General features: G+C 58.5%; 14 protein-coding genes. 10 read left to right on the top strand and 4 right to left on the bottom strand.

Annotated elements, in window-relative coordinates:
* Window positions 1-8: 8 nt before the first annotated feature.
* The 8 genes from murG (at window position 9) to ACYVAC_RS05010 (ending at window position 9,036) form a co-directional block, all read left to right on the top strand.
* On the top strand, window positions 9-1,100 hold the full coding sequence (gene murG / locus ACYVAC_RS05045) for an undecaprenyldiphospho-muramoylpentapeptide beta-N-acetylglucosaminyltransferase (RefSeq protein WP_461096499.1): 1,092 nt from the start codon (window positions 9-11) through the stop codon (window positions 1,098-1,100).
* Entirely contained in the window at window positions 1,097-2,500 is a 1,404-nt protein-coding gene (murC, locus tag ACYVAC_RS05040) for a UDP-N-acetylmuramate--L-alanine ligase (protein ID WP_461096497.1), read from the top strand. Before murG ends, murC begins: the two co-directional genes overlap by 4 nt.
* Before the next feature lie 37 nt (window positions 2,501-2,537).
* A complete protein-coding gene (locus ACYVAC_RS05035) occupies window positions 2,538-3,314 on the top strand; it encodes a cell division protein FtsQ/DivIB (protein ID WP_461096496.1) in 777 nt (258 codons plus the stop codon).
* Entirely contained in the window at window positions 3,314-4,726 is a 1,413-nt protein-coding gene (gene ftsA / locus ACYVAC_RS05030; protein ID WP_461097004.1) for a cell division protein FtsA, read from the top strand. Before ACYVAC_RS05035 ends, ftsA begins: the two co-directional genes overlap by 1 nt.
* Window positions 4,727-4,797: 71 nt before the next feature.
* Window positions 4,798-6,246 (top strand): cell division protein FtsZ, encoded by a 1,449-nt coding sequence (ftsZ, locus tag ACYVAC_RS05025; protein ID WP_461096495.1) that lies wholly within the window; start codon window positions 4,798-4,800, stop codon window positions 6,244-6,246.
* A gap of 69 nt (window positions 6,247-6,315) precedes the next feature.
* Window positions 6,316-7,023: a DNA alkylation repair protein gene (locus ACYVAC_RS05020; RefSeq protein ID WP_461096494.1), complete on the top strand. Its 708-nt coding sequence runs from the start codon at window positions 6,316-6,318 to the stop codon at window positions 7,021-7,023.
* A gap of 105 nt (window positions 7,024-7,128) precedes the next feature.
* A complete protein-coding gene (gene accD, locus ACYVAC_RS05015; protein WP_461096493.1) occupies window positions 7,129-7,971 on the top strand; it encodes an acetyl-CoA carboxylase, carboxyltransferase subunit beta in 843 nt (280 codons plus the stop codon).
* Between the two features lie 87 nt (window positions 7,972-8,058).
* Complete coding sequence (locus ACYVAC_RS05010) at window positions 8,059-9,036, top strand: radical SAM protein (protein ID WP_461096492.1); 978 nt, start codon at window positions 8,059-8,061, stop codon at window positions 9,034-9,036.
* Between the two features lie 4 nt (window positions 9,037-9,040).
* Here the strand turns inward: ACYVAC_RS05010 and ACYVAC_RS05005 are convergent, their stop codons facing one another.
* A complete protein-coding gene (locus ACYVAC_RS05005) occupies window positions 9,041-10,162 on the bottom strand; it encodes a T9SS type A sorting domain-containing protein (protein ID WP_461096491.1) in 1,122 nt (373 codons plus the stop codon).
* A 112-nt stretch (window positions 10,163-10,274) separates the two neighbouring features.
* Here ACYVAC_RS05005 and ACYVAC_RS05000 point away from each other — a divergent pair, with 112 nt between their 5' ends.
* Window positions 10,275-11,090 carry an enoyl-CoA hydratase-related protein gene (locus tag ACYVAC_RS05000; protein ID WP_461096490.1) on the top strand — a complete coding sequence of 272 codons (816 nt, stop codon included), beginning with the start codon at window positions 10,275-10,277 and terminating at the stop codon, window positions 11,088-11,090.
* 3 nt (window positions 11,091-11,093) lie between these two features.
* On the opposite strand, the gene ACYVAC_RS04995 is transcribed toward ACYVAC_RS05000, so the two are convergent.
* The 3 genes from ACYVAC_RS04995 to ACYVAC_RS04985 form a co-directional block, all read right to left on the bottom strand.
* A complete protein-coding gene (locus ACYVAC_RS04995) occupies window positions 11,094-11,555 on the bottom strand; it encodes a nuclear transport factor 2 family protein (RefSeq protein ID WP_461096489.1) in 462 nt (153 codons plus the stop codon).
* A complete protein-coding gene (locus ACYVAC_RS04990; protein WP_461096488.1) occupies window positions 11,555-12,313 on the bottom strand; it encodes a putative periplasmic lipoprotein in 759 nt (252 codons plus the stop codon). Before ACYVAC_RS04990 ends, ACYVAC_RS04995 begins: the two co-directional genes overlap by 1 nt.
* 109 nt (window positions 12,314-12,422) lie before the next feature.
* A complete protein-coding gene (locus tag ACYVAC_RS04985; protein WP_461096487.1) occupies window positions 12,423-13,898 on the bottom strand; it encodes a xylulokinase in 1,476 nt (491 codons plus the stop codon).
* A 237-nt stretch (window positions 13,899-14,135) separates the two neighbouring features.
* On the opposite strand from ACYVAC_RS04985, the gene ACYVAC_RS04980 reads away from it, so the two are divergent.
* Window positions 14,136-15,131, top strand: a complete 996-nt coding sequence (locus ACYVAC_RS04980; RefSeq protein ID WP_461096486.1) for a bifunctional heptose 7-phosphate kinase/heptose 1-phosphate adenyltransferase — start codon at window positions 14,136-14,138, stop codon at window positions 15,129-15,131.
* Window positions 15,132-15,136: the final 5 nt, after the last annotated feature.

Here is a 15,136-nt window from a genome sequence, read left to right as displayed (position 1 = left end):
GATTTTGCATGAAGGTTATTATAAGTGGTGGTGGCACTGGTGGGCACATTTACCCGGCTATTGCCATTGCCAATGAACTGAAGGCCATTGACCCCCACACCGACGTCTTGTTCGTAGGCGCCGAAGGGAAAATGGAAATGGAAAAAGTACCCCGCGCCGGTTACCCCATTATCGGGTTGCCGGTTGTGGGCATTCAGCGGTCGCTGACACCCGCCAACCTGCTGTTTCCGGTCAAGCTGGCGCGCAGCCTGATGCGTGCACAGGCCATCGTGCGTGAGTTTCGCCCCGACGTAGCCGTGGGCGTAGGTGGCTACGCCAGTGGCCCATTGCTGCTGGCCGCTACCATGAAAGGAATTCCCACCCTGATTCAGGAACAAAACTCGTACGCAGGCCTTACCAACAAGGTCCTGGCACGCTGGGCCAGGCGCATCTGCGTGGCCTACCCGGGTATGGACGCGTTTTTCCCGGCCGACAAGATTCGCCTGACCGGGAATCCCGTTCGGAGTGATATTCAGCATGCCGACAGGCAGATCGATGCGGGTCGTCAGCTGTTCGGGCTGGCTGCCGACCGGCCAACGTTGCTGGTAATCGGCGGCAGCCAGGGGGCCCGAACCATCAACGAAAGTATGGAAGCCGGACTGGAACAGCTGGTAGCGGCTGGCATACAGGTAGTCTGGCAAACAGGGCCGGGCTTCATCGATCGCGCCCGGCAGGCAGTAGCCCGGCTGGGTACTCCGCTTATTCATCCGTTCGATTTCATCTACGAGATGGACAAAGCCTACGCCGTGGCCGATGCCGTGGTATCGCGGGCGGGGGCACTGTCGGTGTCGGAACTTTGTCTGGTCGGGCGTCCGGCTATACTGGTGCCGTTTCCACAGGCAGCCGAAGATCACCAGACCAAGAACGCACTGAGTCTGGTCGATCGGCAGGCCGCTTTGCTGGTGCGCGATCAGGCAGCCCGGCAGGAGCTGGTACCGGCGGCACTGGCGCTGCTGCAAAATAAACCGCAGCAACAGCAGCTTCGCACCGAAATTCTGACATTTGCAAAACCCAATGCCGCCCGCGACATCGCGAATGAGGTACGGAACCTGATATTATGACGCTCGATCGTTTCAACTACATCTATTTTCTCGGTATCGGTGGCATCGGCATGAGTGCGCTGGCCCGCTGGTTTGGCATCAATGGCTACGAAGTAGCCGGCTACGACCGCACGCCATCCGCCCTCACCAAGGCACTGGAGGCCGAGGGAATGGCTATTCATTTCGACGACGACATTGCCCGTATTCCGGCCCACTTTCGGGACAATCCCGACGAAACCCTGGTGATCTATACCCCGGCCATTCCGAAAACGCATACCGAATACCTGTATCTGATCGAAAACGGCTTTACGCTGCAGAAACGATCGCAGGTGCTGGGGCTGCTGGCCGGACAGATGAAAACGGTGGGCGTGGCCGGAACCCACGGCAAAACCACCACCTCGTCGATGGTGGCCCATATCCTGCGCGATGCCGGCGTGAACTGCGCTGCGTTTCTGGGTGGTATCACCAACAACTACGGAACCAACTTTCTGCTCAACGAACCCGCCGACGATCTGCGCTCGGTGGTGTGTGTGGTGGAGGCCGATGAGTTCGACCGGTCGTTTCTGACGCTCCATCCACAACTGGCCGTCGTTACGTCGACCGATGCCGACCACCTCGATATCTACGGAGCCCACGAGGCTGTGCTGGAATCGTTCGGTTTATTCGTTGGTCAGCTCGAACCGCTGCCCAACAGTGCTGAGCCGGCCGTGCTGTTTATGAAACAGGGACTGGCGCTGGCCGACAAGACAACGGCCGACGTGCAGACCTATTCGCTGAGCGAAGGGGCGTATCGGAGCCGGAATCTGCGCATCGAACAGGCCACGTTTGTTTTCGATCTGGTATACCCCGAGGGCGTTATCACCAATATTCCGTTGCTGCTACCCGGTTTCCACAACGTCGAAAATGCCGTGGCTGCCGGGGCGGTAGCGCTGACACTGGGTGTAGCACCCGACGCCATCCGATCGGCGCTGGCCAGCTATCGGGGGGTACGCCGGCGGTTTGAGTACGTGCTGAAAACCGATGCGGCAGTGCTGATCGATGATTACGCCCACCACCCGGCCGAAGTCGAAGCCTTTCTGAAATCGGTGAAAGCACTTTATCCCGAGCAGGAGCTGACGGTTATTTTCCAGCCCCACCTGTTCAGCCGGACCCGCGACTTTGCCGAAGGGTTTGCCAATAGCCTTTCGCTGGCCGACAATGTACTGCTGCTCGATATCTATCCCGCGCGTGAACTCCCCATCGAGGGTGTTACGTCTGATTTGATTTTTCGCGACATTCGGTCGAAAAAGAAACAGCGTTGCACCAAAGAAACGGTATTGGCCGTTGTGGCAGAAGCGAAGCCTCGTTTGCTGGTGACGGTAGGGGCAGGCGACATCGATCAGTTGTTACCGATACTGAAAGAGCAGTTGCAGAACCAATAGATAAAATTATTGACCGGACGGCTAAGCATATACACAGATGTTTTCTACCTTTAAATCAGTCAGAAAGTGGCTATTGGCCGCTGGCGGGCTTGCAGGCCTGTTCAGTCTGATTGCTTTTACGGAGATCCGGCACGGGCAAAAACATGTGCGTGACGTGCTTATTCGGCTGGATCAGGTTGACGGACAGCGGTTTCTGACGAGCCGGGATGTGATGGCTTACCTTACCCGCGATGGAGCTGATCCTATTTTGGGCAAAGCGTATGCCGACGTTAATTTCCGGCAGCTCGAACAGCGGTTAAAGCAACATGGTTTAATAAAAAATTGTCAGATATCCCGTGACCTGACGGGGGATCTGATCGTACGAATAGAACAGCCGAAACCATTGGCCCGGCTGGTGGGTCTCTCCAGTGAGGGGCCGCGCACCGTTGCGGGGCAATATATCAGCGAAGAAGGCCGGTTCTTTCCGGTATCGATGAATTACTCGGCCCGGGTTCCGGTGCTGAGTGGCGCTTACTTCGCCAGCAATCGATCGCTGGCCAGTGAACGCAACCGCCCACTGCTGGAGTTGCTTCAGCGTATTCAGAACGATCCGTTCTGGCGGGCGCAGATCGTTGAGTTATCCGTGGATCGGAACGGGGAAGTTGTGATGTGGCCGCAGATGGGACAGCATCAGATCGAACTGGGAACCCCCACAAACCTGGACGCTAAGTTCAGGAAGTTGACTTTGTTTTATACGAATGTGTTGCCCGTTAAAGGCTGGGATCGGTACCACCGGGTAAATGTTCAATACCGAAATCAAATAGTGTGCGAATGATGACGACGAACGTTGGCGATGATATAGTAGTCGGGCTTGACATTGGCAGCACTAAAGTGTGTGCGGTGGCAGGACGTCTGGTGCGCAATAACAAGAATCAGGAAACGCTCGAAGTGCTGGGTGTAGGCCGGACCAAGTTGATGGACGGGGTTACCAAGGGGAGCGTCGTGAACGTGAACAATACGGTCAACGCCATTCAGCGGGCGGTTGATGAAGTGGCCGCTCAGGCCAATATCAATGTAAATGAGGTCAATGTGAGCTTCAGTGGCTCGCACGTGACGTCGGTCAAAGCCGTTGGCAGCATTACCCGCTCATCGGCCGGCGACGAGGTGCAGAGTGAAGACATTACGCACCTGCTGAACGATATGTACCGAACGGCTATCCCGGCCGACAAGGAAATCATTCACGTGCTACCCATGGATTTTGTGGTCGATGGGGAGGTAAATATCGACCAGCCGGTTGGGCGTAATGGTGTGAAATTGGGTGCTGACTTTCAGATTATTACGGCGCAGGCTAATGCCGCCCGGAATGTGCGTAAGTGCATCTCGCGCAACAATCTGAAGCTCGATACCATGATGCTGTCGGTACTGGCATCAGGCCTGTCGGTGCTGACCGATGAAGAGAAGTATGCCGGTGTAGCGCTGATCGACATCGGGGGCGGTACAACTGAAGTGGCTATCTATTACCGCAATGTGCTGCGGCACGTGGCGGTATTCCCGTGGGCGGGCAACAGCCTGACCGCCGATATTCAGGTGGGCTGCAAGATCATGCCCGAGCAGGCCGAATTGCTGAAAAAGAAATTTGGCAGTGCCAGCCCTCAGGAGTTTAACCTCAACGAAGTTGTTGCGGTGCCGGGGCTGACGAACCGGAAGCCCAAAGACGTACTGCTGAAGAACGTAGCGATCATTATCGAAGACCGGGTGCGCGAAATAGCGGCCATGGTTCAGTCGGAAATCATGCGGTCGGGCTACGACGGCAAACTGCTGGGTGGCCTCGTGCTCACCGGCGGTACGGCCCTCATTCCCGGCATCGAAGCAATTTTTTCGCGGGTTGTTGGCGCCGAAGAAGTGCGGGTTGGCTATCCCGAGCATCTGGAGCCCAATGGTCGGGCCGATCTGGTTGGCGACCCCGCCTATGCAACAGCCGTTGGGCTGGTTTGGGCCGGTTACAAGACCATCGACCGTCGAATCTCGTTTATCAGCGATCCGGCGCGGACCGATTACATAGACAATACGACTGCCGGCCCCGTTCGTGGCCCACATACGCATGGTGGCTCGCACAACGGCCCTACGCCACCTGTGCAGCCTCCGCCAAAAGCGCCTGAAAAGGAGCAGCCGGCAGAAAGCTTTATGGACCGTGTTATTCGCATGTTTTGGCCGCCCAAAGGCAGTGCTTCGGATACGTACGAATGATCAACTGTTCTGATTTTAGGCGACTAGCATAGTTTTTGTCCAACACACATCAAGAAATTCCAGACCGGCAGATGGCGACCACAGGGTATAGATTTGAAAATACTGATAAGAGTCCACACATCATCAAGGTGATCGGCGTGGGCGGCATGGGGGGCAATGCCGTAAAACACATGCACGAGATTGGTATGAAAGACGTCGATTTCGCCGTCTGCAATACCGACCGGCAGGCCCTGCTGAGCAATCCGGTCGAACACCAGCTTCAGCTGGGCGATGGGCTGGGCGCGGGTACCGAAGCGAAAGCGGGTGAAGAAGCGGCCCGGGCCAGTATCGACGAAATCCGCAAACTGCTGGCAGCTCCAACCCGCATGGTGTTTATTACGGCGGGTATGGGGGGCGGAACCGGAACGGGAGCCGCACCGGTGGTAGCCGAAGTCGCCAAAGAAATGGGCCTGCTGACGGTAGCCGTCGTGACGGCACCTTACTGGTACGAGGGGACCGAGAAGAAAGAACAGGCCCTTGAAGGGATCGAAAAGCTAAAGAAAAGCTGCGATACGGTACTGGTGGTGCTGAACGACAAGTTGTCGGAACTGTACAGCGACCTGACCTGGCGCCAGGCCTACGCACACGCCGATGATGTGCTGGCCAACGCCGTACGAAGCATTGCCGAGATCATAACCACGCAGGGCGACATTAACGCGGACTTTGCCGACGTTAAGAAGGTGCTCGAAAAAGCGGGTCAGTCGGTAATGGGCTCGGCCGAAGCAGCCGGCGAAGACCGGGCTATCCGGGCCATCGAAACGGCACTGAACTCGCCCCTGCTCAATGACCACGATATTCAGGGGGCCAAACGGATCCTGCTCACGATCTCGTCGAGTGAAGAACACCCGATGTATGTTTGGGAGCAAACGGCCATTTCTGAACATGTAGCGAAGCGCATTCAGAGCGAAGCACGCATGGTGAAAGTGGGTGCTATCACCGATAAGATGCTGGGCGAAAAACTGCGCGTAACGATCATTGCGGCTGGCTTCGGCCCGACGAGCGATCTGAACGATAAACTCAAGAGTACCGTAATCATCGGCGACGACGACCAGGTTCAGGTAATTGAGGAAGAAATACCCGCCGAGCCGGAGCAACCCGAAGCAGCTGAGCCAGCGGTTGAAATTCCCGAACCACCGGCTCCGGTAACCGCCAGAGCCGAACCGGAGATGCCGCCGATCCGGACCAATGACAAACAGCTGACGCCCACCGATTATACAGGTTCGGCCACTGGTGTGGGCGAAACCACCCCGGGCCGGCTGGTGTACCCTTACGACGATGGCCGGCAGTCGCTGGTAGTCGAGCCAAACGACGAATTTGATGATGCCGACCTGATCCGTAAAACCATCGATGCCTTCATGCGGGGCAATGTGATGGATCTGGAGCGGCCTACGTTCGAACGAAACAAAAGTATCCTGTACGTCATTCCGTCGCTGCCCGATCACGAATACGTTCGGTCGAGCCTGAATGATCGGAACGATTAAATAGACTACCCTTGTAAAAAAGGCTTTCTCATCGGAAGCCTTTTTTTATGCCTGTCTGCCCCTAAACGTATGCAAAACGAACTGCGGGCGGCCCTGCTGGCCCGCCAACAACCCGAACGGGCCGTGCTGCTGGGCCGTTTTTTCAAGACCGGACCTGGGCAGTACGGCGCGGGAGATCAGTTTCTGGGGCTAACCATGCCCGAACAGCATGCGCTGGTGCGGCAGTACCGCGAGCTGGATCCGGCCGCTGTAGAAGCCCTGCTACAGGATCCGTACCACGAATGCCGCATGACGGGCTTGCTGATCTGGGTCGATCAGGTGAAACGCGGGAACGGAGCGTTGCGCGAAGACCGGATGACACGCTATCTGGCGCACCGGGCCTTCGTAAACAACTGGGATCTGGTGGATGTGAGCTGTCCGTATATAATGGGGCTGCCGCTGCTCACCGGCGACCGATCGGTATTGACCGGGCTGGCCCGTGAAACAGACCTGTGGGGCCCCCGTATCGCCCTCGTCACCACTCTGGCTTTCATCCGAAAAGGGCAGTTTGCCGATACCTTTGCGCTGGTCGAACAGCTTATGAACCACCCGCACGACCTGATTCATAAGGCCATGGGCTGGATGCTGCGCGAGGTGAGCAAACGGGAACCAGCCGCGCTGACCGAGTTTCTGCACGATTACCAGTTCCGGATACCCCGTACGACATTACGCTACGGCATCGAACGGCTATCGCCCGACGAGCGCCGGTACTATATGCGTCGCCGGGATCAGCTTTAAACGACAACCTACGGGCCGGTGCCAAACGGGTCAGGTTTCTTCGTACCTTTACGCCCCATTCTGAAGTCGGTTTTCACTGTCATCTGCTAACTGCCGTTATTTGCTATGTCCTGGTTCGTCCGAAAAGACAAGGGGATTCAAACGCCCACCGAAATGAAACGGGAAGCCCCCGATGGGCTGTGGTACCAGTGTCCGAATTGCAAAAAAGCCATGCATACCCGTGAGCACAAGCTCAATGCGTATACGTGTGTGCACTGCAACTACCACGAAAAAATCGGGTCGGATGCCTATTTCGCCGTGCTGTTCGACAATAACGAGTTCACCGAACTCGACGCCAATATGAAGTCGGGCGATCCGCTGAAGTTTGTTGACACCAAAGCGTATCCCGATCGGATCAAGGTTACGATGGCTAAAACAGGGCTGAACGACGCCGTTCGGACGGCACACGGCCTGATGCACGGCCAGCTCGTGACCATGGCGGTTATGGATTTTTCGTTTATCGGCGGATCGATGGGGTCGGTTGTGGGCGAAAAGATTGCCCGCGCCATCGACCACGCCATCGAAGCCCGCACGCCGTTTCTGATGATCTCGCGCTCGGGTGGTGCCCGCATGATGGAAGCAGGTTACTCGCTCATGCAAATGGCTAAAACATCGGCCAAACTGGCGCTGCTCGATAAAGCCAAACTACCCTACGTGTCGCTATTGACCGACCCGACCACGGGCGGGGTAACGGCATCGTATGCTATGCTGGGCGATTTCAACATTGCCGAGCCCGAAGCCCTGATCGGTTTCGCCGGGCCGCGGGTTATCCGCGAAACGATCGGTAAAGACCTGCCCAAGGGGTTTCAGAGCGCCGAGTTCGTACTCGAGCACGGTTTCCTCGATTTCATCGTCGACCGCAAAGATTTGAAAGATAAGCTGTCGAGTTTGTTCGGCATGCTGGCCTGATCTGCCGGGCTCGCTACCACCGGTGGCGGGCCCTTTTTTTGCCGGCTGGCTTTTCTCCCCTGTTCTGCCGCTTTGCCGGTTCTGCCCATGCGACTTGTTAGCCATCCGGTTCTGTGCAACTACTACGTCACGTATCGCTGTAACGCGAGTTGTGGTTTCTGCGATATCTGGGAGCGGCCATCCCCCTACGTTACGCTCGAAAATGCCCGGCAGAACCTCCGCGATCTGAAACGACTCGGTGTGCGGGTGGTCGATTTCACGGGGGGCGAGCCCCTGCTACACCGGCAACTGCCCGACTTGCTGCGTGAAGCCAAAGCACTGGGTTTGATTACCACCGTTACCACCAACGGGCTGCTTTATCCCAAGCAGGCCCACCAGCTGCGTGGTCTGGTCGATATGCTGCATTTCTCGCTCGACTCGCCGGTGGCCGAGGAGCACGACCAGTCGCGGGGCGTGCGGTGTTTCGATAAGGTCATAGAGTCGATTGGGGTGGCCCGCAGCCTGGGCGAACGCCCGGATATTCTCTTTACCGTTTTTGAACACAACATCGGACAGATTCAGGCGCTGTATGAGGAGATTTGCCAGCCCAACGAGCTGGTGCTGATTCTGAACCCGGTGTTCGAGTACAACGCCGTCGATACAGGGAGCCAGCTCTCGGCGGCATCGCTGCGCGAACTGACGCGCTGGGGCCGCCGGAAAAACGTGTACCTCAACGACGCCTTTGTGCAACTGCGGCTTGATGGCGGCAACCACATCGACAAGCCGGTGTGCCGGGCCGGCAGCACCACCATTGTAATTTCGCCCGAAAACAAACTGGTGCTGCCCTGCTACCACCTCGGTCTGCACGAACTGCCTATCGAAGGCGATCTCTACGGGTTGTACCAATCGGCGGCCGTGCAGGAGCTGGTGGCGCTCGAAGGGCGCCTGCCCGCCTGTGAGGGTTGTACCATCAACTGCTACATGCAGCCCTCGTTCGCGGTCGAGTTAAGTCGGTACTGGTGGAAAGCGCTGCCCAGTACGCTTAAGTACAACTGGATGAAAGGTACCTGGAAGCAGCTGCTCTAGCCCCTTATTTCTTCGCGACCTTTTCGGTCACAACCCGTTCGCCGGCCTGCGCCCGAATCAGATACGTACCGGCCGACAGACTGCCCATGTCGATACGCTGCTCGTGCCGGCGTGTGGCACCGGCCGAATGCCCTTCGTACAACAGGCGCCCGTTGCTGTCGAGCAGCTGAATACTGATGCGTACGCGCTCGCTGGTTTTCACCACCACCTGCATAGGGTCATCGACGGGGTTGGGGAAAACGGATAGCTGTAGCGCCCCATCGGCGTAGGCAGCCACGGCCGTTACCAGGTTGTCGGTGCTGGCGGGCTGGTAGGGCGGGAGGGGTGTAGGCGTCGTGCCTGGTATGTCGCGAACAATCAGCGGCACTTCCTGCAGGGTCTGGCTCAGCAAAACGCCGTTGCGGTATTCGCTTATCTGTAGGTCCAGTGTGTATAAGCCCTGCTCAACCGGGGCGTCCCAGGTTAGCTCACCCGTACGGGCATTAAGCGTAAAGGTACCCCGTTGGGTCAGGTCATTGGGGTACCTGTAGCCACCGAGTGGCCGTTGGCTGCAGTTTCCTGCAGCACTGTTGGTCAGGGGGACGGCCAGCCGGTAAGCCAGACTGTCACCATCGGCATCGGTGGCCCGGAACGATAACATGGCGCGCCGATTGAGGGGCAGGTCGAACGCGGTTTCGGGTAGGGCCAGCTGGGGCGTCTGGTTTGGCAGGGCATTGCTGGCCGTCAGGGTCGTTGTCAGGATGAGCGGCTGGTCGGTGACTGCCTGGGTGCTGTTGCGAATACCGGACCGGTTTGCCTGGGCGAGCGTCAGGGGGTAGGCACCCGGTCCGGCGTAGGTATGCTGAAACTGAAACAAGACTGTCCCCAGCGTTTTAGACGCATTGAGAAACGGCACACTCGTCCGGTCGACCAACTGAGTTTGACCGTCGCCCAGGCAGACCGAAATGGTTTTCATGTCGGCCAGCGCCGATGCGCCACTGATGGGGTCGGTGTACAGCGTGACCGTGATCGTGTAGGTAAGGGCCGATCCGGCAACGGGCTTTGCCTGTATGTAGCCACCCAATAGGTGCGTGGCATGGGTCCTAATTACAAACAGTAAAAGCGTAAGGCAGCCAGCGATTTTCATAACGATGAGCGGGGAGACGAGGTGTGTCTGCGTGAATAACTGGTCCGTTCAGGGTAATCGTGTGTGTGGTCATGCGTATTTCGTAAGCGGTATTTTATTGTACTTTCGGGCTATGCTTTACACAGCTCAACAAACAAACACACTGCCCGAAACGGGCTTCCGCTACCTGCTCGTATCGCTTGCCGATCACGTGCTGACAATCACGCTGAATCGGCCCGACAAGAAGAACGCCCTGCACCCGCCCCTGCTGGCCGAACTGGCGTTCGCGCTGGCGCACGCGCACCATAATCCGGCCGTTTGGCAGGTGGTGCTGGCTGCCACCGGCGATACCTTCTGCGCGGGTATGGACCTGAAAGCGCTGTCGGCGGGCTCCGGCGAGGAGGCCACGGTACCTGAGCCGGCCGGGCCCGTGCGGCTGGGCGAGCTGATGGCTGATCTGCACAAACCCTGCATCGCGCGGGTGCAGGGGCCTGTTTACGCGGGTGGTTTTCTGCTGGTAGGCGGGGCGACCTACGTGGTGGCGGCCGAGTCGGCTACGTTTACGCTGCCTGAAGTGAAGCGGGGCCTGTTTCCGTTTCAGGTGCTGGCGCTGTTGCTGGACATTATGCCGGCCCGCACGGCGCTCGACCTGTGTTTGCGCGCCCGCACCCTGACAGCCGCTGAGGCTCTGGCCGTTGGGCTGGCGACACAGGTGGTGTCGCCCGATGTACTCGACGAAGCGGTGCAGACGCTAACCCGCGAACTGAGCCAGTTTTCGCCCACGGCCATGCAGTTTGGGCTGCGGGCCGCGCAGGAACTGAAACGCCTGCCGTCGGATCAACAGCAGGCGTTTCTATACGATCAGTTTCAGCAGCTTCAGCAAACGCCCGACGCCCGGGAGGGTATGGCGGCTTTTGTTGAAAAACGGCCGCCCATCTGGCAGTCCTGAGTCTTAATTGCCCCGGCGTCGGGTATCGATAATGGTCAGGATTTGCCAGCGCCCGTCGAGCCGCACCAGCGTAAAGGCGTTGGCTCCCGAGTGGCTAAGCGCGCCGTTGTAGTAAAACGAGTAAGGTGTCCAGGCGGTGGCCAGATCGCCGTCGAGGTGAATCGTCATACCCGACAGCCGCTCGTCGAGTGCCCCCTTCGGCGCTTTACCCACCGAGCGGATAAAACCGCTGATCGGATCGTCGCTGACCGAGACGGCACCCTGCCGGTTGGCTACCGACTGCAGCCGGGCCTGGGGCGCAAACACGGTTTTGAGCCGGGTCGAATCGGCCGCTTTCATCGCGTCGAACAGGGTGGTGATCGCGGCCCTGACCGCGCTTTCGTCGGTGGCTGCCGACTGGGCCAGGGTAGGCAGGGCAGGCAGCAGGCTCAATAACAACAGGGTAGCGGGCAGGGACAGACGCATCAGAGGGGTAGTTTAATGTAGAAACCGTCGGGTTTGTTGAAGGGCCGGCTGATCGAGTACGAGCCATCGTATTGCATGACGACCGTACCAATTACCTCGTCGGCCGGCAGTACGTCGACATCGGAAGCCCAGAATTTGGTGTCGATGTGAAACTCGTCTTTAAAGTCTTTGTCGGTAGCGAGCGTGAGGTAGCTGCGGAATTTGAGGGGCGACTGATCGGCGCCGAAGGCGTAGCTGTTTACGGTTACCGGCTTCGTATGGTCCATAATTCGACTGCGCTGCGTTTTAACGGTTCGCTTTCTGTCGTCGAGTGGTACCGTCCCGTCGGGCACCAGAATAAACTGCGTTTTGGTGAGCGTCGTTTTCGGGGGCATAAACCCAACCGGCTCGGAGCGGCTGATTGTGCCATTGATGGACCCAATCAGGTAGCGGCTGTAAAGGCCGTGCGAAACGCCCGACATGGCCAGATTCACGTCCGACACGTCCTGCCAGTAGTCCAGCTTGGTGTTGCCGATAACCAGCGACGAGCGCTTCCAGTCGACATACAAGGGGCGGTCGAGTTTGTTGAGCAGCGTAACGTTCATGGTACCCCGCTCACTCGAGAAATTGTACCGGAGTGTGAGGGAATCGTTGTCGAGTACCAGCCCTTCTTTCTCGACGGGCTGTACGTTGTTGCCCCGCAGGGTAACGACCTGTACGGTACGGGTGCAGCTGCTGAGCATAACGGCGGCTACGACACCCAGTAGAAACGCTTTCATGGTTTTACGTTGACGGGATAGGTGAAACGGGATTGGGCCCACAGGCCAGGCTTTTCAACCGGCTCTGTGGGCCCAATCTACACAAAAAGTGAATTGGTCACTTGTTGCGTTACGGGAGCAGTGACAGCCAGTGCTGGTAGGCATCGTGGTAGGCCTGTTGCGCCCGCATGTCGGGTTCGATGGTGCGGGTTACGTGCAAACCGGCGAAGGCTTCGGTCGCGTTTTTGTAGTAGCCCAGCCCCAGGCCGGCTCCCCGTGCCGCCCCCTGCGCCCCGTCGGTATTGTATAGCTCGATAGAGGCACCGGTCAGGTTGGCCAGTGTATCGCGGAAAAGTGGACTCAGGAACATGTTGGCTTCACCGGCCCGGATGGTCTGCAGGCCGACACCCACCGATTCCATCACCTTGATACCGTAGTAGAGGGCAAACACGATGCCCTCCTGCGCGGCCCGGATCAGGTGGGGCAGGCCATGGCGCGTCAGCTGCAACCCGTGGAACGACGCGCCCAGGTCGGCATTGGCCAGTACCCGCTCGGCCCCGTTTCCGAAGGGCAGACAGGCCAGTCCGTCGGCACCGATGGGGGCTTCGTGGGCCAGGTTGTTCATGGCGTCGTAGCCAATCGAACGGCTCAGCACCTGGTTGCGTAGCCAGCTGTTGAGAATGCCGGTGCCGTTGACGCACAACAGCACCCCATAGCGCGGAGCGTCGGGCGTGTGGCTCACGTGCAGAAAGGTATTGACCCGCGACTGCGGATCGTAGCTGGCCTGATCGCTCACCCCGTAGACCACGCCCGATGTGCCCGCCGTGGCCGCAATCTGACCCGGCTCCAGTACGTTGAGCGACAGCGCATTGTTGGGCTGATCGCCGGCCCGGTACGTAACAGGCGTACCGGCTGCCAGGCCCAGCTCGGCTGCGGCCGTGCCGGTCAGTTCACCCTGCGGGGCAAACGTGGGCCGGATCGTGGGCATCAGCCCCGTATCGAACCCGAAATAATCGAATAGAAACTGGGCAGGCTGGTTGGCCTGGAAATCCCAGAATGCGCCTTCGGAGAGGCCCGATGCGGTCGTGACCACCTCGCCGGTCATGCGGGCCGCCAGGTAATCGCCGGGCAGCATAAAATGGGCGGCCTGTGCGTAAATAGCCGGCTCATGGGCTTTCACCCAGGCCAGTTTGGCGGCTGTGAAATTACCGGGTGAATTGAGCAGATGGGTCAGCACGCGCTCATGACCGAGCTCATCGAACGCCCGGTTGCCGAAGGGGACGGCGCGGCTGTCGCACCAGATAATCGACGGCCGCAACACGTTGAGCTGCGCATCCGTCACGACCAGGCCGTGCATCTGATACGAAATACCGATGGCTTTTACATCGGCGGGCTGCACACCGGCCTGGGCCAGTACGGCCTGGCTGGCCCGGCAGGCATTGAGCCACCAGTTTTCGGGCTGCTGCTCGGCAAACCCGGGCTGGGGCGACTCGATGGCCATTTCGGTTTCCGGAAAAAAGGCCGATGCTACGGCTTTTCCGCTGTCGGCTTCGACCAGACAGGCTTTTACCGACGAACTACCAAGGTCAAAACCAAGAAGATACATGGATGGTACGGGTTGATGACAGGAATAAGTGTCAAATGGACGACAAATATGCTAAACCGGCGCGACAATGCCGATACGGGTACGACACAAAGGCATTTATGGTCGCCGTTTACGCAGGCAAGCCGGCCAAAGGCGGAAATAGCCCCCGCTTTTCGTTTCTTTGCAGGCTAGTTAGGGAGTAGCGGAGAGGCCGGAAGCGGATGCTCTGATGCTCCGTCACACTTTCGCTCTTTATACATGAGTCCGGTACTGGATCTTACTATTGACGAGCTGTTTGCACAGTTCGATTCCCTGCGGGTGCTGATTATTGGCGATGTCATGCTCGACGCCTATGTGTGGGGGCGGGTCGAACGCATTTCGCCCGAAGCACCGGTACCGGTCGTTACGGTCGATCGGCGTGAGCAGCGGCTGGGGGGCGCAGGCAACGTACTGCTCAATGTGCAGGCATTGGGTGCCGAAGCTATTATCTGTTCGGTGATCGGCACCGACGCGCCCGGCGATCAGCTGCAGCAGGAGCTTTGCAACCGGGGCCTGCGCTGCGATGGGCTGATCCGGAGCGCCGACCGGATTACCACCATCAAAGAACGCATCATTGCCGGTTCGCAGCAGGTCGTTCGGGTCGATACAGAAACCGACCGGCTCATTACCGAGCAGGAACGCACGCAGCTCGTTGCCAAGGCCAAAGAGCTTATTCCGACCTGCCATGTGGTTATTTTTGAAGATTATGACAAGGGGGTGCTGAGCCGGGAAGCTATTGCCGAGATTACCGATTTTGCCAATGCCCGGCAGATTCCTACGGTAGTCGACCCCAAGAAGCGTAATTTCCTGGCCTACCAGAACACCACCCTGTTCAAACCCAATCTGAAAGAACTCCGGGAGGGGCTGAAGCTCGACTTCGATGTCGACAATGCGGCCGACTTTCAGGCGGCTGTCGATGGGCTCAAGGCGCAGCTCAATGTGGCCGGGGCACTGATTACGCTGTCGGAGCGGGGGGTCTACATCGATTTCAACGGGCAGCAGCTCAAACTGCCGGCCCACATCCGCAAAATTGCCGATGTGTCGGGCGCGGGCGATACCGTCATCAGCATTGCTGCCTGCTGTGTGGCCCTGCGGCAGTCGCCGGCTGTGATCGCCGGTCTGTCGAACCTGGGGGGCGGGCTGGTCTGCGAGTCGGTCGGTGTGGTGCCCATCGATAAAGAACAGCTCCGGCGCGAGGCTCTGCGGCTCAGCTAGTTCCA

The sequence above is a fragment of the Spirosoma luteolum genome, assembly GCF_054778875.1.
The sequence above is the reverse complement of the archived record's forward strand: the minus strand, read 5'-3'. Positions and strand labels throughout refer to the sequence as shown.

Bases quoted from the DNA above. Each gene is read 5' to 3' on its own strand.
- murG (WP_461096499.1), top strand. From the start codon at position 9: ATGAAGGTTATTATAAGTGGTGGTGGCACTGGTGGGCACATTTACCCG.
- murC (WP_461096497.1), top strand. From the start codon at position 1,097: ATGACGCTCGATCGTTTCAACTACATCTATTTTCTCGGTATCGGTGGC.
- ACYVAC_RS05035 (WP_461096496.1), top strand. From the start codon at position 2,538: ATGTTTTCTACCTTTAAATCAGTCAGAAAGTGGCTATTGGCCGCTGGC.
- ftsA (WP_461097004.1), top strand. From the start codon at position 3,314: ATGACGACGAACGTTGGCGATGATATAGTAGTCGGGCTTGACATTGGC.
- ftsZ (WP_461096495.1), top strand. From the start codon at position 4,798: ATGGCGACCACAGGGTATAGATTTGAAAATACTGATAAGAGTCCACAC.
- ACYVAC_RS05020 (WP_461096494.1), top strand. From the start codon at position 6,316: ATGCAAAACGAACTGCGGGCGGCCCTGCTGGCCCGCCAACAACCCGAA.
- accD (WP_461096493.1), top strand. From the start codon at position 7,129: ATGTCCTGGTTCGTCCGAAAAGACAAGGGGATTCAAACGCCCACCGAA.
- ACYVAC_RS05010 (WP_461096492.1), top strand. From the start codon at position 8,059: ATGCGACTTGTTAGCCATCCGGTTCTGTGCAACTACTACGTCACGTAT.
- ACYVAC_RS05005 (WP_461096491.1), bottom strand. From the start codon at position 10,162: ATGAAAATCGCTGGCTGCCTTACGCTTTTACTGTTTGTAATTAGGACC.
- ACYVAC_RS05000 (WP_461096490.1), top strand. From the start codon at position 10,275: ATGCTTTACACAGCTCAACAAACAAACACACTGCCCGAAACGGGCTTC.
- ACYVAC_RS04995 (WP_461096489.1), bottom strand. From the start codon at position 11,555: ATGCGTCTGTCCCTGCCCGCTACCCTGTTGTTATTGAGCCTGCTGCCT.
- ACYVAC_RS04990 (WP_461096488.1), bottom strand. From the start codon at position 12,313: ATGAAAGCGTTTCTACTGGGTGTCGTAGCCGCCGTTATGCTCAGCAGC.
- ACYVAC_RS04985 (WP_461096487.1), bottom strand. From the start codon at position 13,898: ATGTATCTTCTTGGTTTTGACCTTGGTAGTTCGTCGGTAAAAGCCTGT.
- ACYVAC_RS04980 (WP_461096486.1), top strand. From the start codon at position 14,136: ATGAGTCCGGTACTGGATCTTACTATTGACGAGCTGTTTGCACAGTTC.